Source organism: Dyella kyungheensis, assembly GCF_016905005.1.
In the GTDB taxonomy this organism is placed as follows: domain Bacteria; phylum Pseudomonadota; class Gammaproteobacteria; order Xanthomonadales; family Rhodanobacteraceae; genus Dyella; species Dyella kyungheensis.
Genome location: NZ_JADIKC010000001.1, coordinates 353,966 through 371,795 on the forward strand (window position 1 = coordinate 353,966; position 17,830 = coordinate 371,795).

16 protein-coding genes are annotated in these 17,830 nt (G+C 66.4%); 14 read left to right on the forward strand and 2 right to left on the reverse strand.

Annotation, left to right across the window (positions count from 1 at the left end; translation table 11 throughout):
• Window positions 1–2: 2 nt before the first annotated feature.
• The 13 genes from ISP20_RS01740 (at window position 3) to ISP20_RS01800 (ending at window position 13,838) form a co-directional block, all read left to right on the forward strand.
• Window positions 3–947, forward strand: coding sequence for a glycoside hydrolase family protein (locus ISP20_RS01740; RefSeq protein ID WP_204634331.1), 945 nt, complete (start codon window positions 3–5; stop codon window positions 945–947).
• A complete protein-coding gene (locus ISP20_RS01745) occupies window positions 940–1,872 on the forward strand; it encodes a GNAT family N-acetyltransferase (protein ID WP_204634332.1) in 933 nt (310 codons plus the stop codon). Before ISP20_RS01740 ends, ISP20_RS01745 begins: the two co-directional genes overlap by 8 nt.
• On the forward strand, window positions 1,872–2,984 hold the full coding sequence (locus ISP20_RS01750; RefSeq protein ID WP_204634333.1) for a DegT/DnrJ/EryC1/StrS family aminotransferase: 1,113 nt from the start codon (window positions 1,872–1,874) through the stop codon (window positions 2,982–2,984). Before ISP20_RS01745 ends, ISP20_RS01750 begins: the two co-directional genes overlap by 1 nt.
• Window positions 2,981–4,231 carry an O-antigen translocase gene (locus ISP20_RS01755; protein WP_204634334.1) on the forward strand — a complete coding sequence of 417 codons (1,251 nt, stop codon included), beginning with the start codon at window positions 2,981–2,983 and terminating at the stop codon, window positions 4,229–4,231. The genes ISP20_RS01750 and ISP20_RS01755 overlap by 4 nt, the downstream gene beginning before the upstream one ends.
• Window positions 4,232–4,233: 2 nt before the next feature.
• The gene (locus tag ISP20_RS01760; RefSeq protein ID WP_239535162.1) at window positions 4,234–5,178 is read left to right on the forward strand and encodes a glycosyltransferase; all 945 of its coding nucleotides are present in this window, start codon (window positions 4,234–4,236) and stop codon (window positions 5,176–5,178) included.
• Window positions 5,175–6,359, forward strand: coding sequence for a hypothetical protein (locus ISP20_RS01765; RefSeq protein WP_204634335.1), 1,185 nt, complete (start codon window positions 5,175–5,177; stop codon window positions 6,357–6,359). Before ISP20_RS01760 ends, ISP20_RS01765 begins: the two co-directional genes overlap by 4 nt.
• 11 nt (window positions 6,360–6,370) lie before the next feature.
• Window positions 6,371–7,222 (forward strand): GumC domain-containing protein, encoded by an 852-nt coding sequence (locus ISP20_RS01770; protein WP_204634336.1) that lies wholly within the window; start codon window positions 6,371–6,373, stop codon window positions 7,220–7,222.
• 70 nt (window positions 7,223–7,292) lie between these two features.
• Window positions 7,293–8,132 (forward strand): class I SAM-dependent methyltransferase, encoded by an 840-nt coding sequence (locus ISP20_RS01775; protein ID WP_204634337.1) that lies wholly within the window; start codon window positions 7,293–7,295, stop codon window positions 8,130–8,132.
• Between the two features lie 4 nt (window positions 8,133–8,136).
• Complete coding sequence (locus ISP20_RS01780; protein ID WP_204634338.1) at window positions 8,137–9,369, forward strand: amidohydrolase family protein; 1,233 nt, start codon at window positions 8,137–8,139, stop codon at window positions 9,367–9,369.
• Window positions 9,369–10,070: a class I SAM-dependent methyltransferase gene (locus ISP20_RS01785; RefSeq protein ID WP_425490754.1), complete on the forward strand. Its 702-nt coding sequence runs from the start codon at window positions 9,369–9,371 to the stop codon at window positions 10,068–10,070. The genes ISP20_RS01780 and ISP20_RS01785 overlap by 1 nt, the downstream gene beginning before the upstream one ends.
• Window positions 10,071–10,083: 13 nt before the next feature.
• Entirely contained in the window at window positions 10,084–11,598 is a 1,515-nt protein-coding gene (locus ISP20_RS01790) for a B12-binding domain-containing radical SAM protein (RefSeq protein WP_204634339.1), read from the forward strand.
• 12 nt (window positions 11,599–11,610) lie between these two features.
• A complete protein-coding gene (locus ISP20_RS01795; protein WP_204634607.1) occupies window positions 11,611–12,729 on the forward strand; it encodes a glycosyltransferase family 4 protein in 1,119 nt (372 codons plus the stop codon).
• Window positions 12,726–13,838, forward strand: a complete 1,113-nt coding sequence (locus tag ISP20_RS01800; RefSeq protein ID WP_204634340.1) for a glycosyltransferase family 4 protein — start codon at window positions 12,726–12,728, stop codon at window positions 13,836–13,838. The genes ISP20_RS01795 and ISP20_RS01800 overlap by 4 nt, the downstream gene beginning before the upstream one ends.
• On the opposite strand, the gene ISP20_RS01805 is transcribed toward ISP20_RS01800, so the two are convergent.
• Together ISP20_RS01805 and ISP20_RS01810 are read right to left on the reverse strand one after the other, a co-directional pair.
• A complete protein-coding gene (locus tag ISP20_RS01805; protein WP_425490763.1) occupies window positions 13,835–15,052 on the reverse strand; it encodes a nucleotidyltransferase family protein in 1,218 nt (405 codons plus the stop codon). The genes ISP20_RS01800 and ISP20_RS01805 overlap by 4 nt on opposite strands.
• Window positions 15,053–15,074: 22 nt before the next feature.
• Window positions 15,075–16,553 (reverse strand): B12-binding domain-containing radical SAM protein, encoded by a 1,479-nt coding sequence (locus tag ISP20_RS01810; protein WP_204634342.1) that lies wholly within the window; start codon window positions 16,551–16,553, stop codon window positions 15,075–15,077.
• Window positions 16,554–16,783: 230 nt separating this feature from the next.
• Here ISP20_RS01810 and ISP20_RS01815 point away from each other — a divergent pair, with 230 nt between their 5' ends.
• Window positions 16,784–17,728 carry a phosphoenolpyruvate carboxykinase (ATP) gene (locus ISP20_RS01815; protein WP_239535163.1) on the forward strand — a complete coding sequence of 315 codons (945 nt, stop codon included), beginning with the start codon at window positions 16,784–16,786 and terminating at the stop codon, window positions 17,726–17,728.
• Window positions 17,729–17,830: the final 102 nt, after the last annotated feature.

A 17,830-nucleotide genomic window follows, 5' to 3' on the forward strand; every position in this document is an offset into this window, starting at 1 on the left:
CCGTGACGGCATGGCGCAAACAAGGCCTGGTATTCGATACCGCGAAGCAGGGCGTGGGCGGATGGATGCGCCATTCCGCCCTGACCCCCACGCCATGGCGACTCGACCGGGACACCATCCGCGTCTATGCCGGTTTTCGCGACGACGACGGGGTAAGCCGCATCGGTTACGTGGATGTGCGGGCGGACGATCCGTCGCAGGTCGTTCGGGTCAGCGAGCAACCCGTGCTCGATGTCGGCCGGGGCGGTTGTTTCGACGACAACGGCATGATCCTCGGCGACGTGGTGCAGGCGCCGGGTGGCTTGCATATGTTCTACGTCGGCTTTCAGCGCGTGGCGCGGGCCAAGTTCCTGGCCTTCACGGGTCTGGCGGTGTCCACCGATGGCGGCGAGCGGTTCGAACGCGTGCAGGAAACACCCATCCTCGACCGGGCGCCGGGCCGCAGCACCATCGCGGCGGTGCACTCGGCGATGTTCCATGGCGGGGAATGGCGCCTGTGGTATGCCGTGGGCGACGACTGGGAAGTCATCGACGGGCGTCCCTTTCCCCGCTACCACATTCGCTGCGTGAGCACGCGCGACCTGTCGGACATACCGCGCGACGATCACGTCTGCCTGCTGCCCCGCGGCAGCGAGTACCGCATCGGCCGGCCGCGGGTGTATCGCGTCGACGAGCGCTATGCGATGTATTTCACCCGCGGCAACGTGACCGGCGAATATTTTCCGGGCGTTGCCTTCAGTGACGACGGCGTCGGCTGGGAGCGCCGCGACGATGCACTGGGGCTGGCCCTGTCCGAAAGCGGCTGGGATTCGCGCACCCTTTGCTATCCCGCGCTGATCCGGCGCGGCGACGACGTGCTGATGTTCTACAACGGCAACGACATGGGCCTGGATGGCTTTGGCGTGGCGCTGACGCACGACCCCGTGCTGGGTGGCATGCATGATTAAGCTGCGGCCCTATCACGCCTCGGATGCCGCCGCCTGGGATGCCGTGGTGGGACGGTCGAGGAACGGCAATTTCCTGCACCGGCGCGGTTACATGGACTATCACGCCGACCGGTTCACCGACCGCTCGTTGATCGTGGAGCGCGGATCGGAAATCGTCGCGGTCTTTCCGGCGAGCGTCCGCGACGCCGTGGTGACCAGCCATGGCGGACTCACCTATGCCGGCCTGATCGCCACGCACGACCTGCGTGCCGATAACACCCTGGCGGTATTCGAGCTGATGGGCGAGCACTACCGGCAGGCGGGTATCTCGCAAGTGATCTACAAGCCGGTGCCACATGTGTTTCATGCCTATCCCGCGGAGGAGGATCTGTACGCCTTGCAGCGCGTGGGTGCGCGGCTGCTGCGCCGGGATATTTCGTCCGTGGTGCCCTTGCGGGAGCGCGTGAGTTTCTCGGATGCGCGCCGCCGGGCCGTCCGCCGGGCGGCTGCTGCAGGTGTGCAGGTGCGTCGCGGCCACGATCTGGCCGACTACCACGCCTTGCTGGGCGAGGTGCTGCGGCGGCACGAGGCCGTGCCCACGCATAGTCTTGCCGAACTGCAGCTGCTGCAGTCGCGCTTTCCCGGACAAATCATTTTGCACGAGGCACGGCAGGGCGGCACGCTGCTGGCCGGCGTGCTGGTCTACGACTTCGGGCGCACTGTGCATTCGCAATACATCGCCGCCTCGGAAGAGGGCAGGCGCATCGATGCGCTGAGCCTGCTGCTCGGTGAACTGGTCAGCGAAACCTATGCCGATCGCACGTATTTCAGTTTTGGCATCTCCACCGAACAGCAGGGCTCGGTGCTCAACAGCGGGTTGATCGCGCAGAAGGAATCGTTCGGTGCGCGCGCCGTGGTGCACGACTTCTACGAGTGGGTGTTGTGATGGACGTGCCATTCCTCTCGCTCAGGGATGTCAACGCCCGTTACGCCGACGAGCTCAGGGCGGCCGCGTCGCGCGTGATCGATTCCGGCTGGTACGTGATGGGCGAGGAGCTGCGTGCGTTCGAACGCGAGTTCGCCGCCTACTGCGGTGTTGCCCATGCCGTGGGCGTGGGCAACGGCCTGGATGCGCTGTCGCTGATCCTGCGCGGCTACAAGGAGCTGGGCGCGCTGCGCGACGGCGACGAGGTGATCGTTCCCGCCAATACATTCATTGCCACGTTGCTGGCCATCACCGCCAACCAGCTGGTGCCCGTGCTGGTGGAGCCCGATGCTGCCACCTTCAATCTCGACCCGGCACGCGTCGAGGCGGCCATCAGCCCGCGTACGCGGGCGATCATGCCGGTGCACTTGTACGGCCAGTTGGCCGATATGGCCTCACTTTCCACCATCGCCAGGCAGCACCGTCTTCTGGTGATCGAGGATGCAGCGCAGGCGCACGGTGCGGTGGCGGACAGGCGCCGCGCGGGTGCGCTGGGCGATGCGGCCGGTTTCAGTTTCTTTCCGACCAAGAACCTGGGCGCGCTCGGCGACGGCGGTGCCATCGTCACCGACAACGACGAGCTGGCGGCGCGCGTGCTGGCGCTGCGCAACTACGGTTCGGAAGTGAAATACCAGCACCTGTACCAGGGCTGCAATTCGCGCCTGGACGAGATCCAGGCCGCCATGTTGCGGGTGAAGCTGGCGCATCTGGATGACGAAGTGGCCATGCGCCAGGACGTGGCGCGCCGCTATCGCGACGGTATCCGGAATGCCCAGATCCTGCTGCCGCAGGTGGCCGGCGAAGCACGCCACGCCTGGCATCTGTTCGTGGTCCGGTGCGGCGAGCGCGATCGACTCCAGCAGCATCTGCATGCGCACGGCGTGCAGAGCCAGGTGCATTATCCGGTGCCGCCGCATCGCCAGCCGGCGTATTCGTCGCTGCATGAGCTGCGCCTGCCGATCACCGAGCAGTTGCACGACGAAGTACTGAGCTTGCCGATCGGTCCGGCGATGAGCACGGCGGCCATCGACCAGGTGATCAATGCCTGCAATGCGTTCGGGCGTGCGCCATGAACATCGTGCGCGCCGGCTTCTATGCCTCCATCGCCACCGCGGCCAAACTGCTCGCGGGTCTGGTGATACTCAAGCTGGTCGCTTGGATGGCGGGGCCGGAAGGTGTCGGCCGTCTCGGCCAGTTCATGAGCCTGATGTCGGTGCTGGCGGTGTTGGCCGGCGGCGGCATCAGCGCCGGTGTGGTCAAGTACGTGGCCGAATATCGGCACGATCCCCAGCGCCTGTCGCGGCTGCTCTCCGCCGCGCTGTGGTACGCGCTGTGCGCGTCCTGTCTGATCGGCTGCATCGGTTTGTTGCTCAGCGGGCAGATTGCCGGATGGTTGCTGGGCGACGTGCGCTACCAGGGTCTGATCGCCGTGCTTGCCGCCGTGCAGCTGGGCATCGCGCTGGTGAACTACATCCTTTCCGTGATCAACGGCTTCATGGACGTGAAGCGCCTGGCCTTCATCCAGGTGCTCGGTTCGCTGCTCAGTATCGCGCTGGCGCTGGTGCTGGCGCGGTGGCTGAATCTCTATGGTGCTTTGCTTGCGCTGGTGATCGGCCAGTTGCTGGTGCTCGCCGTTGGCCTGCCGGCGTGGTGGCGCAGCCCGTACTTCCAGCGCGGCATGTTGCGCATGCGCTTCGACCGCGAGATGACGCTGCGGCTGGCCGCCTTCTCGGTGATGACGCTGACCTCGGCGCTGCTGCCGCCGCTGGTGAACATCGCGGTGCGCGATCACCTCGCCGCGCAGTTCGGCTGGGAACAGGTGGGTTACTGGCAGGCGGTGAGCAAGGTATCGGATGCCTATCTGTTGTTCCTCACCACGGCGATCAACGTGTATTACCTGCCCAAGCTCGCCTCGACGCATGCACGTGCGCCGTTGGTGCTGGAGCTGCGGCAGGCCTATCGCTACATCATGCCGGCGGTGGTGCTGCTGGCGGTGGGCGTGTACGTGTGCAGGGATTGGGTGACGATGCTGCTGTTCAGTGCGGACTTCGCCACCGCCAACAGCCTCTATGCGCCGCAGCTGATCGGCGACGTGGTGAAGATCGCCTCGTTCGTCCTGTCCTACGTGATGCTCGCCAAAGCCATGACGCGCCTGTTCGTCGCCTCCGAAGTGGCCTTCGCGATCAGTTACCTCGTGCTGGTCTACCTGTTTACCGCGCGCTTCGGCCTGGTCGGGACGATGTACGCGTTCTGCGTGAACTACGTGCTCTACCTCGTCTTCAACGTGATCGTGGTACGACGTTACCTGGGGGAGCTATGAGAATGCACGATGCGCTACCGCCGGGTAGCCCGATGCCGCTGGTGTCCGTGCTGGTGCCTGCGTACAACCATGAGCGCTTCGTGGAGCGCTGCCTGGACAGCGTGTTGGAAGATCCCTATCCGGCGAAAGAAATCGTCATCATCGACGATGGCTCGACCGACGGTACCGGTCGCCGGATCGCCGCGTGGACCGCGCGCCACGGCAACGATATTCCGGTCGAATACGTGCGCCGCGCCAACAAGGGCGTGGCCGCCACGCTCAACGAGCTGGCGGCGCGGGCCCGTGGCGACTTCCTGCGGCTGGGCGCCAGCGACGACTATCTGCTGCCCGGCGGCCTCGATGCGCAGGTGGACTATCTGCTGGGCCACCCGGACAAATGGGCGGTGGTCGGCGATTCGGAAGTGGTGGACCAGGATGGGCGCCGCCTCTACGACAGCGGCATGCGCGACCTGCACCACGCCGACAAGAGCCTCTACGCGACCGACGACGGCATCCGCCGTGCGGTGATCTCGCAGTGGGCGATTGGCGGTCCGGTGACCCTGGTGCGCCGCCGCGCGCTGGAAACCGTGGCGGGCTGGAGCGAAAGCCTGCGCATCGACGACTGGGATTTCTTCCTGCGGCTGGCGGCGCACGACGCCATCGGTTTCATCGATCAAAACGTGTGCGCGTATCGCATCCACACCAGCAACCTCAGCCGGACGCGCGACCCGCGCCTGCGCGTGCATCACCTGATGGAGGCTCGCGATGTGGCGATCCGCCGTTCGGCGATGTTCGAGGAACCGTATCGCACGCTGCTGCTGGCCCAGTCGCATTACATCGGGGCCAAGATCGGTTTCCTGGAGCGGCGCGTGTGTGCGGTGACGGTGCACATGGCGGCTTATGCGCTGATGTTGCTGATGTCCAGGACGCGCCGCCGGGTGGCCCATCACGTGCTGGAGCGGGCATGAAAAAGCTGCTGCGCCTGCCATCGTTCTATCTCAGCCTGCCGCTGCTGTTGACCTGCGGGCTGACCGTGCTGACCTACGACCTGCCGCCGGATTATCTCGAAGGACTCCTGCTGCTGGTGACGATGGCGCTGGCCATCTTCGCGTTCGACCTGGTGGCCGGCACCCGGCTGCCGGCCAGCGCGCTGTTCCGTCGGCGCGACTATGCCGGCACGCGCGATGGCTTCGTGGCGCTGCTGTTGGCCGCGCTCATCATCGTGTTCTGCCTGCTCGACCTCACCTTGTTTCCCATCCCGTTGTTCGCCACGCCGTCGGCCTACGCGAACATGGAGGGCGGTCGCGATCATATTCGCCATGTGTCGGACATGTGCTGGGTGCTGCCGCCCATCGGCATGCTGTGCACGCGCCACAAGGGGCTGCGGGCTGCGCTGATCGCGGTCGGTTTCCTGTTCCCCGTGCTGGTGATCGATCGCAACCGCATTTTCGCCGCGTTGTTCTCCGTGGTGCTGGTGATCCTGTTGCGTCGCGACGATGCCCGCCCGCTGCCGTGGAAGAGCGTGACGCTGCTGGTGCTCGGTGGGGCGACGTTGTTCTCCGTGCTGGGCATCCTGCGTTCGGGCACGCTCGACTATGTGACGCTGCCCTTCAGCGACATGTACAAGGCCGCGCCGCAAGGCGTGAAGTGGCTGCTGCTGTACGCCAGCGCCGGTCCGTACAACTTCGGCTCCATCCTCGCCAAGCAGTACACGGACAGCCACTTCCTGTTCAACCAGCTGGTGCCGATGTCCGGTTCCATTGCCACGGCTGGCACCGGCATTCCGCTGGATGCCGCGAACATCAATGTGGGCACGGAGTTCTTTCCGTTCCTGATGGCGTGGGGCCCGATGGGCGCGGCGGGTTCGATCGTCGCGCTGTATGCGCTGCTGCTGTGGAGCGTGCGGCGACTGCAGCCCACGGTGCCGCTGTTCGGCCTGCTGATCTTTCTGCGCGTGTCCTACACCTGCCTGATGGCGCCGTTCGCGCCGCAGGCGTTCACCTGGACCAATGCCGGTTTCATCCTGCTGTGTCTGCTGTTGCAGCTGATCGCGGCGCTGCTGCCGAACCACCGGCAGTCCGATGCACCCGGCCTCATCGATTCGGCCTTGCCGGCAAGCCGCGGCATGGTCCCGCCCCGCCTTTCATGAGTGAACCCATCATGCAACGAGACGAAGTTTACGTAGTGGACCTGTGGCATATCCTGCTGCGCGAATGGGCGTGGTTCCTGGCCGGCCTGCTGGCGGTATTGATCGCCGTATTCGCGTTCTCGCATTCGGCGCGACGCCAGTGGGAGGCCACCGCGTATATCCAGATCGGCCAGGTGCCGGCGCTGTCGGGCACCGATCCCAAGGTCGAGCCATTGGCACGCGTGCTCGAGCGCCTGCAGCTGGTGCCGTTCCAGAATCACGTGCTGGCCAATATCGGCATCAAGGAAGACGCCCCGGAGGCCCGGCTGTATCGCAAGAGCGTGAAACTGGACCCGCTGCCGTACGCCGGTCCGCTGGTGAAATTCAGCGTGCGGGGCTGGTCGCCGGCACAGGCACGCCAGTTCGCCGAGGCCACCGTGGCGGAACTGCAGATCGTGCATCAAGCATTGATGGCCAAGCCGCTGGAGCTGACCCAGGCGCGATTGAACGATGTCGATGCCGACCTGAAGGCCGCCGAAGCGACGCGCAACCAGCTCGAGCAGACGGCAAAACCAGGCACCGCCAAGGACGCCCAGGAGCAGGGCGTGGCGTCCATGTTGCTCACCGCCACCGATGCGCAGATCCGCGACCTGCGGCAAACACGCGGCGATCTGAGCATCCGCCTGACCCACAACTACACCTACCAGACCTCGCTGATGTGGCCGGTGTACGTGCCGCAGGGCCCGGTGTTTCCCAATCTCACGCTGATCTGGGGCATCGGCATCCTGTTTGGCCTCTCGCTGGGTGCGTTCGCCGCGATCGCGCGCAATGCCTTGCGCCGTCGTCAGGTGGCGACGGTGTCGTTCAACCAAACGACGGTCTGAGGGCACCTACCGGGAGACGGCGCGCGTGGCGCCGCATCGATCAATCTGCAAGCGAGTGTTGGAGTCAGTCATGGGTTATGCGAACCGGCGCTCGATGGAGGCCTCCTTGAACGAAGCGCAATTGCTGGACACGCAGCGCGCGTTCGACAGCGTGGCCGCCGATTACGACGGTCCGCGTGGCAACAACGAACTGATCCAGCGCATGCGGGTGACGCTGTGGGACACGGTGGCCAGGGAAGTGCCGGCCGGTTCGCAGCTGCTGGACATCGGCTGCGGCACCGGCATCGACGCGCTGGAGTTTGCAAGTCGCGGCTACCAGGTGGTGGCCAGCGACTGGTCGCCCGCGATGGTCGGGCGCACGCGCTCGCGCGCTGCCGTAGCCGGGCTGGAATCCAACGTGATGGCCGTGCACCTGGGTGTGCAGGAGCTGGATCAGCTGAAGGACGAGTTCGACGGCATCTATTCCAATTTCGGACCGCTCAATTGCGCGCCGGACCTGCATGCCGTGGCCGAGCAGTGCGCACGCCTGATCAAGCCCGGCGGCAAGCTGGTGTTCTCGGTGATCGGCCGCATCTGTCCGTGGGAAATGGGCCACTACGCCATGCGCGGACGCTTTCGCCGCGCCAGCGTGCGCGGCACGCGCGGCCCTGCCGCGGTCGGCATGAACAAGCACACCATCTGGACGTACTACTACCTGCCACGCGAGTTCTATCGTGCCTTCGACAGCCTGTTCTCGCTGGAGAGCTATCGCGCGCTGAGCCTGTTCATGCCGCCGCCGTACCTGGTGGATACCTACCGCCGCCGCCGCTCCTGGTACGAGCGGATGGGCCGGCTCGACGATCGCCTGGGCGCGCTGCCGCTGCTGCGCGACATGGGCGATCACTTCCTGATCGTGATGCGCAAGCGTTGATGCCATGGACACCTGGTTCGCCCGAACCCATGCCAGTCTCCGCGGCGCGGCATGCGTCACGCCGGAGGGCGTCTCCCGGGCACCGCTGCTGCTGTGCGGCGGGCGCATCCACGCGTCGCTGCCGGCGTGGGCGCCGCAGATCGACCTGCGCGATCACCTGATCTTTCCCGCGCTGATCAACGCGCACGAGCATCTGCAGATCAACGCGGTGCCGCCGCTGGCCACGGCGGAGGTGTTTCCCAATAGCTATGCCTGGATCGAAGCGTTCCAGGCCCACTTCAACGACGCAGCGGTGATGGCTGCGTTGCGCGTGCCCAAGGCCTTGCGCTTGCGCCATGGCGCGCTGAAGAACCTGCTGGCCGGCACCACGTTCGTTGCGCATCACGATCCGTGGCATGAAGCGCTCGATGCGCCCGATTTTCCGGTGGCCTTGCTGCGCGAGTACGGCTGGAGCTATGCGCTCGGCTGGAATTCGTACGGCCCGCCGGTGCAGCAGAGCTTTGCGCAGACGCCGGTCGACCGCCCCTGGATCATTCATCTCGCCGAAGGCACCGACGCCGTCGCGCAGGCCGAACTGGCGCATCTGGACGAGCTCGGCTGCCTCGCCGCCCGCAGCGTGCTGGTGCACGGTGTGGGCCTGCGCGCGCAGGACATCGATCGGATCCTCGAGGTCGGTGCAGGCGTGGTGTGGTGCCCAAGCAGCAACGAACGGCTGCTGGGACGCACGCTCGATCCGCGCCGGTTGGCCGATGCCGGGCGCCTGGCGTTGGGTACGGATTCGCGCCTGAGCGGCTCGCGCGATCTTCTGGAAGAGCTGCGCCATGTCGCCGTCCACGATGAACTGACGCCACGGCAGATGCTCGCACTGGTGTCCACCGACGCGGCGCGCATGCTGCGCCTGCCATGGCGCGGCCATCTGCAAGTCGGCGCGCATGCGGATCTGCTGATCGTGGAAGATCGCGGCGGCTATGAGGCAAGCAGCCTGATCGGCCTCGAGCGCAGCCGGATTCGCGCCGTGGTACGCGAGGGCCTGCCGTGCATGGCCGACCCCGACTTTGCCGACTGGTTCGCGCTGGCCGAGGTCGACACCGTGCCGGTGATGCTCGACGGCCGACCCAAGCTGCTGGCGAAATCGCTGGCCGATCCGGCGCTGTTGGCGCTGGAACCCGGCCTCGAATTCGCCGACGCGCGCGACCGTGCGCTGGCGTCGGCCATCACCATCGAGGCCCGCTGCTGATGCTGCACCACACCCCCATACTCGATCCGGCCGAAGCGTACGCCTTGTGGGCACCCAGCTATCCCGCGCGCGCCCACAACCCGGTGATGCTGGCCGAGGAGCGGGCGATGCTCGGCCTGCTGCCGCAGGATCTCAGCGGACGCAACGTGCTCGACGCGGGCTGCGGCACCGGTCGCTATATGCGCTATGCCATGCAGCGTGGCGCGGCGCGGATTGCCGGCGTGGATCTTTCGCCGGAGATGCTGCTGCGTGCCGAAGCCGAGCTTGGCGCGGGCCATCGGCGCGTATCGACCGAACTGATGCAGGGCAGCCTGGACGATTTACCCGTCACCGATGCCTGGGCCGATCTCACTGTCTGCGGCCTGGCCGTCGGCCACGTCGAGCAACTGGAACCGGTGCTGGCGGAACTGTGCCGCGTCACCCAGCCCGGCGGCATGGTGTTGTGCAGCGACGTGCACCCCATTGGCCACGCGCTTGGCTGGCTGCGCGACTTCAAGGCCGAAGGGCAACGTTATGCCGTGCGCCACACGGCGCACCTGTATAGCGATTGGCACGCTGCCTGCGCCAGGGTGGGACTGGAGATCGGCAGCGTGCTCGAACCGATGCTCGATCCGATCGACATTCCACCCGGCGCGAACTTCGACCGCGCTGCGCTGGAAGTGCCGGTGGCGCTCGTTTTCCAACTGTGGCGCAAGCCATGACGATGCCTATCTGATGAACCACACACCGCATACGCTGCTGATCAATCCGACCATCACGTCGCGTTCCAGCGCGCGCTTTCCGTTGGCGTTGCTGCATCTGTCGACCACGCTGGATCGCGACGGCAGCAGCCGCATCATCGACGGCAACATGGATCGCGACTTCGTCGACAAGACGCTGCACGCGCTGGACGAACGCAGCTGCACGGCGGTCGGCATCAGCGTGATGGGCGGACCGCAGATCGAGCCGGCCATTGCGGTATCGCAGGCCATCCGCGCGCATCGGCCGGATGTACCCATCGTGTGGGGCGGCTATTTCCCCACGCTGTACACCGAGACGGCGCTGCGGGCGCCCTACGTGGATTACGCGATTCGGGGGCAGGGCGAAGACAGCATGCCCGAACTGATCGCCGCGCTGCATGCGGGCGATACGGCGAAACTTCCCACCATCAACGGGCTTTCATGGCTGCGCGATGGAGAACTGGTGCACAACGCGAGCCGGCCGTTCTCGCGCAACGGACCGCCGGTAGTGCTGCCCTACGACAAACTCGGCGACCCGCGTCGTTATTTGGCGCGCACGTTCCTGGGCCGCCGCACGGCGGCGCACCAGGCCTCGGTGGGTTGCCGTTTCCGCTGCACCTTCTGCGGCGTGGCCGCGATGTTCGGCGGCGCCACCGCGCTGCCGCCGATGGCCCGCCTGGAGCGCGACCTTCAATACCTGAAGTACGAACTGGGCGCCGATTCCATCCAGTACTTCGACCACAATTTCTTCGACCGCGAGCAGGACATGATTCCGCTGCTGGAAATCATGGCGCGCTACGAATTGCCGTGGTGGTGCTACGCACGCGCGGATGCGTTGCTCAATCTGTCGGAAAGCACCTGGAAACTGGTGCGCAAGAGCAAGCTGCGCATGGCCTATATCGGCGCGGAATCGGCCAGCCCAAGCATGCTCAAGGAAATCCGCAAGGGCACGCGCCCCGACCAGACGCTGGCCGTGGCCGAACTGTGCCGGCGCCAGGGCGTGATCCCGGAGCTGTCGTTCATGGTGGCGCCGCCGGAGAACACGGAAGAGGAAACCGAGCACACCTTCGAGTTCATTCGCGAACTCAAGCGTGTCAATCCGCAGTCGGAGATCATCGTCTACGTCTACACGCCGCTGCCGGAAAGCAGCAAGCATGAGAAGGACCGCGGCAAGCGCGCCTCGACGCCGCTGCGCGATCAGCAGGGCGAGCCGCTGGTGTTTCCCTCGACGCCCGAGGAGTGGACGCAGAAGCAGTGGGTGGACTATGCCTGCCATGCGGATGCGCCCTGGCTCAACGACAAGCTGCGCCGACGCATCCACGATTTCGTCACCGTGTTGCGTTGCCGCTATCCCACCGTACAGGACTTGCGCTCGCCGACCTGGGCCAAGCGCACGCTGGCGGCGGCGGCATCGTGGCGCTATCGGCTGCGGCGCTACGACAGTCCGTGGGAATTGAATCTCGCCAATCGCATCGTCCGCCTTCGCATGCCCCAGGTATCGGGACTCTGAGCCGTGCCGCCATTGCATGTCGCGCAGCTCAACTACTTCCCCGCACCGGATGGCCTGGGTCTGGCCGAAGCGCTGGAGGCATGGCCGTCGCTGGTGGACATCGCCGAATCGGCCGCCAGTGCAGGTACGCGCGTCACGGTGATCCAGCTGGCCGCACAGGCCGAACAACTCCATCGCAACGGGGTGACCTATCACTTCGTGCCGGCGTATGACACCAGCGTCACCGAGCGGGCGCGCCGGGTGGCACGGCTGCTCGATGCGATCAACGCGGATGTCGCGCATGTGCACAGTCTGGGTGCGGCGGGCGATGCGTACGCGCTGTCGCGCGAGTTGCCGAATCTCCCGATCCTGCTGCAGGACCATGCCGACCGCGTGCCATCACGCTGGCGCCGTTCGCGCTGGCGGCGCTGGTACGCCGCCGTGCATGGCATGGCGTTCACAGCCGCCGAGCTGGCGCGTCCCTTCGTGACGGCCGATCTGGTGAACCCGTCCACGCGCGTGTTCGTGATCCCCGAATCCACCAGCCGCTTCACTCCGGGGAGCCGTGCGCAGGCGCGCGAGCAGACCGGCCTGCACGGCGACCCTGGCGTGCTCTGGGTGGGTCATCTGCAATCGGGCAAGGACCCGTTGACGGTACTGGACGGCATCGCCGAAGCGTCCATGCGGCTGCCGCAGCTGCAGTTGTGGTGCGCCTTCGGCAGTGCGCCCTTGCTGGACCAGGTGCAACGGCGCATCGACGGCGACGACCGCCTGGCGGGGCGCGTGCATCTGCTGGGCAAGGTGTCGCACGAACACGTGCAGTCGCTGATGCGCGCCGCCGACCTGTTCGTCTCGGGCAGTCATGCGGAGAGCTGCGGTTATGCCGTGCTGGAAGCCATGGCCTGCGGCGTGACGCCGGTGGTGACCGATATTCCTTCGTTTCGCGCGCTGGTCGGCGAGGTCGGCCGGCTCTGGCCGCGCGGCGACGCCAAGGCGCTGGCCGATGCGCTGTTGCGAAGCGCTGCTCAGCGGCCGTCGCCTGCAGAAGTACGTGCGCATTTCGATGATGCCTTGTCGCCGCAGGCGCTGGGACGGCGCTGGGGCGAAGCCTACGCGCAGCTGTTGTACGTGCGACGGGAGGTCACGCCATGAAGCTGGCACTGGTCGTGCCGGGCGGCGTCGATCGCACCGGCGAATTTCGCGTCATTCCCGTGCTGCTGGCGTTGATCCGGCGGCTGGCCCGCGAGCACGAAGTACACGTATTCGCCCTGCGCCAGGAAGCCTCGGCCGATTGCTGGTCCCTGGCTGGCGCGCGCATCCATAACATTGGCGACGGCTGGTCGCGGCTGCGCGCGATCCGCGCCATCCGCGACGAACACAAGCGGGCGCCGTTCGACCTGGTGCATGCGATCTTCTCGGGCTCGTGCAGCATGGTGGCCGTCGCGGCGGCGATCCTGCTTGGACTGCCGAGCTTCGTGCATATCGCCGGCGGTGAACTGGTGGCCCTGGACGAGATCGACTACGGTGGCCGCCGTCGCTGGAAAGGACGATTGCGCGAAGCACTCGTGTTGCGCGCCGCCGATGCCGTGACCGCGGCCAGCGTGCCGATCATCGAATCCCTGCAGGCGCTCGGACTGAAAGCGCGCCGCGTGCCGCTGGGCGTGGATCTGCGCGCCTGGTCGCCACTGCCGCCGCGCTGCCGGCGTACGGGCCGCGCACGGCTGATCCATGTCGCCAGCCTCAACCGCGTCAAGGACCAGGCCACGCTGTTGCGCGCGCTGACCGTGCTGGTGGAAGCGGGCGTGGATTTCCAGATGGATATCGTCGGCGTGGATACGCTGGACGGCGAGATCCAGCGGCTCGCGCACGACCTCGGCCTCGATCGGCACGTGCATTTCCACGGCTTCAAGACGCAGCGTGAGCTGCGGCCGATGATGGAGGCCGCCGACGTGCTGGTGATGTCGTCGCGTCACGAAGCCGGACCGCTGGTGTTGCTCGAGGCGGCGGTGATGGGCCTGCCCACCGTGGGCACGGCCGTGGGCCATATCGCGGAATGGTCGCCGACCGCTGCGCTGGCGGTGCCGGTGGGCGACTGGGCGGCACTGGCCGAGGCGATCGGCCGCGTGCTGGAAGACGATGAGCTGCGCCTGCGTCTGGCCGTTGCCGCGCAGCGGCGTGCGGTGACGGAAGACGCCGACTACACCGCCCGCACGTTCGAGGCGCTCTATCTGCAGGTGCTGACGGCGGATTCGGCGCGTTAAGTACGAGCGGCGGGGGCTTGGGCCAGCGCGGCACGCACCACGTACATGGTGTCCATGCGCGGCACCGAGCGGGTCAGCAGGGTGAAGATGCGCAGCCACTGCCGCGACTTCAGCCAGGGCGTGGCCTGCAGCCACAGCTGGGTGCGCAGCATGTCCTCGCGCTCCTGCCGCGCTTCCTTCGAAGGCCGCAGGCGATGGGCGACATAGGAGCCCACTTCACGCGCCGAACGTACCCATTCGAAGCCTGCCCACGCGTGAATCCAAAGCTCCGAACACGACGCCTGGGTCAGCGTCTGGTGCCGCGACACGCTGCGCAACAGGGCATGGCAGTCGAGTTCCAGTTCGTACAGCAACGCAGCCGGCACGGCGTGCTGGTAATAGCGCGCGACCAGCCGCAGCGGCGGCAGCGCCCACCACGGGGTCTCGCCGGTGTCGCGGTTCCGCAGTACATGCCAGTCGCTGCGAAGCATGCGCGAGGCGAGCAGCGAAATATCGTTGAGATGGATCAGCCGCAGCGAACGGCCGCAGACATTGCCGGCGGCATGCAGCAACAGATGGCTCATCAACGCGCCCAACGACGGATAGGCATTGATGCCCGGCTGCGGATCGCGCGGATAGACGCGCTCGGTGATGTCGACCACCGACACCGGCAGCCGTTCCTGGATGCGCGTATGCAGTTCGATGTTGACCGGCGTATCGCGATGCTCGCCCAGGCTCATCACCGGCTTGCCCGATGCAGGCTTGTACACGCGATGCTTCCAGGACGCGAACGATGGGACGTAGCCGAGTGCTTCCAGCAGGTGTCCGGCGCGCTCCGCCTCGGCGTCGCTGACCAGCAGGTCGATGTCCGCCATCGGCCGTTCGCCGGGCGTATAGATGCCCAGCGCATGCAGCGCCGAACCCTTCAACGCGACCAGCGCGATGCCGGCGTCGCGGGCATCGGCATCGATGCGGTCGAGCAGGGCGGCGATGCGTTGATGACGTTGCGCCACATGTTCGTACTGGCTGTCGATGAAGCGGTTCCAGGCCGGGTTCTGCCAGCGCGGGCAGACCGACAGCAGCGGCGCGACGCCGTGCGCCGCGGCCACCGCGGTGGCCAGCCGCCATTCGAGTTCCGTCCAGTCCGGCGTTTCGCCGCTGGGATGGGCCAGTTCGGCCGCCAACGTTTCCGTGGTGCGCTCCAGCGCCGACTTGATCACGCCCAGCGGCGGCAATGTGGCAGCCACCTGCGAGGCATCACACATGACACGAGGTCCTGGGCCGCAGCGTCACCTGCTCGGCGCCCGTGCGATGAACGGCCTCGGTCGCGATCAGGGCATCCCAGCGCGCGTCGAGTGCGTGCGAAGCCGTGCGGTGGCGATCGGCATGGCCGACCACTTTCCACTGCTGCACGATCACCTGTTCGTGCAGCAGGTCGCGTACGTGGCGGTAGAACTCCGAATCGTAGGCACCCTGGAACATCATCGCCAGGTCGCCGCTGTCCTGCCAATGCGTCTTCTCGCCGAGCTGCGCCTTTACCTGCTCGTAGAAACGCGTGCCGGGCAGGGGATAGGACACGCTGACGCCGATGTCGTCGGGTGCGGCGCGGGTGATCAGGTCGCGCGTGGCCATCAGGTCTTCGAGATGCTCGCCGAGGTAGCCGAGCTGGATGAAGTAGCCGACCCGGATGCGCGCCGCGCCCAGGCGTTCGCGCGCGATGATCAGGTCTTCGACCGTGGTGCCCTTGTTCATGTGGTCGAGCACGCGCTGGCTGCCGCTCTCGGCGCCGATCCACGCCTCGGCGCAACCGGCGTGGCTCAATGCGGTGGCCATGCGCTCGCTGATCAGGTCGGCGCGGGTCTGGATGGTGAAGGGAATCGAGCCGTTCGATGCGTTGACATGGGCTGCGAACGCTTCGACCCAATCCACGTGGAAACCGAAGATGTCATCGGCGAGCCAGATGTGATCCGCCTGGAAGGTTTGCTTGAGATAGGTCATCTCCGCCGCCACGTCTTCGGCGGTACGGCGGTTGTAGTGGTTGCCCCAGATCGGCTTGGCGCACCAGTTGCAGCGGAACGGACAGCCGCGCGATGCCGCCATGTTGAGGCTGAAGTAACCGTGACGTTCGCGCCACAGCGTGCGGTAGCGCTCGATATCGACCAGATCCCAGGCCGGCTGGCCGACGATGCGCGGATCGGGCGGCACCGCGCCCACGCGCGTCAGTTGCATCTGTCCGCCCACCATCGCGGCGACGCCGGAGAGATTGGCCACCCATTCGCGCGTGCGGATCGCCGGGTTCTCTTCGATGCGGCGGATCAATTCCACCAGCGGCGCGATGCCTTCGCCGATCAACACCGCATCGGCGCCGGCGGCAAGGAAGGCATCGGGTTGATCGGAGGCATCGGAGCCCGCCACGATCACCCGCGCGCCTTTCGCGTGCGCCAGGGCGATCATCTCGCAGGCGGCGTCGCGCATGCGCCCAAGACACATCTTGGTGAGATAGTTGAAGTTGTCTTCGTAGATGACCACCACGTCGGGCGAGGACGCGTTCAACGAGGCCTCGTACTCTTCCACGCCCTCGGCGAGCATGGCGTCGAACAGGGAAACCTGGTGGCCCATGCGCCGCAGCAGCGCAGCCACCTGCATGGTGGCCAGCGGCGGGTAGGGCTTGCCACGTTCCCATTGCTTGCGGTCGAACCTCAGGAAGTAGGAGTGGCCCACCTGAATCGTTAGCATCTTCGACGTGCCTCAATCGTTCAGCGTTCAACGCTTGTCCGAGGTGAGTGCCGGGGAAACTGAGCGCGGTTGCGGCCTGTGGCGAAAATATTTCGATGTCGCGGCGCGAAACCTTGTGTTATCACAGCGCCGCATCCTGCTGAACGACGTCCATGGCCCACAGCGCAGACCTACCGACGGGCGAACTGAGCCCCGACCCCTTTCTCGAGCGGACGCCTGAACGGTGTTCGATGGACGTCCATGTGCTGGGCGTCCACGTCCGTTTCCATAGCGACAGCGCCGCCTTGCTGAACGTGGCGGCGATGGCCTATGCGGGCCTGCCCCCGCATGTACTGCCGGTCACGCCACCGGACTTGCTGGTGGAGCTGCGGCTGGGGCCTGCACGGGTGCTGCCGCCGGGGCATGAACCACCGCCGGTCAACCTGCAATCGGGTGCGGGCTTCCTGTGCGGCGTGATGGACGCGTGCAACTACGCGGTGCTGTTCCCCGAGCAGCATCGCGCGCTCGTGGTCGCCTCGCCGGACATGCTGGAACGGCCGTATCACCTGCGTTACGAGCTGATCGAGTTCAGCGTGTTCACGCTGGCCACGCGCGCACTGGGGCTGGCGCCGCTGCATGGCGCCTGCGTCGGCTGGCAGGGCCGCGGCGCGCTGGTGATGGGCGACAGCGGCGCGGGCAAGTCGACGCTGGCCTTGCACAGCCTGCTGCGCGGCATGGATTTCCTGTCCGAGGATGCGGTGTTCGTGCATCCCGAAAGCGGCCTGGCCACCGGCGTGGCCAATTATCTGCACGTGCAGCGCGATGCGCTGCATTTCATCGACGACGCCGGGCAACGCCGATGGATCGAACAGTCGCCCACGATTCATCGCCGCAGCGGCGTGGAGAAATACGAAGTGGATCTGCGCGACGGGCGTGGCCGCCTCGCGCAGGAGCCCCTGGAACTGGCCTGCGTGGTGTTCGTATCCCGCCAGCCCGCTGAAAATCCGCAGGATCTGGTCCGGCCGGTTCCCGCCGGTGAACTGCTGCCCAGATTGCTCGCCGAACAGCCTTACGCCGCGTCGCAGCTTGGCTGGGATGCCTTCGTGCAGACCGTGGAGCGCCGTGGCGCCTATGAGCTGCGGCGCGGACGCCACCCCTCGGACTCGGTGGACGCGCTGCTGCAACTGCTTGGCTGAGCCGGGCAACCTTCCGCTTCCCGCCTGGCACCTACGGGCATGGGAGCTGAAGCGGATCGAGGTGTTTTTCTGCACTGTCATCAGGTGCCAACTGTGCCGCGA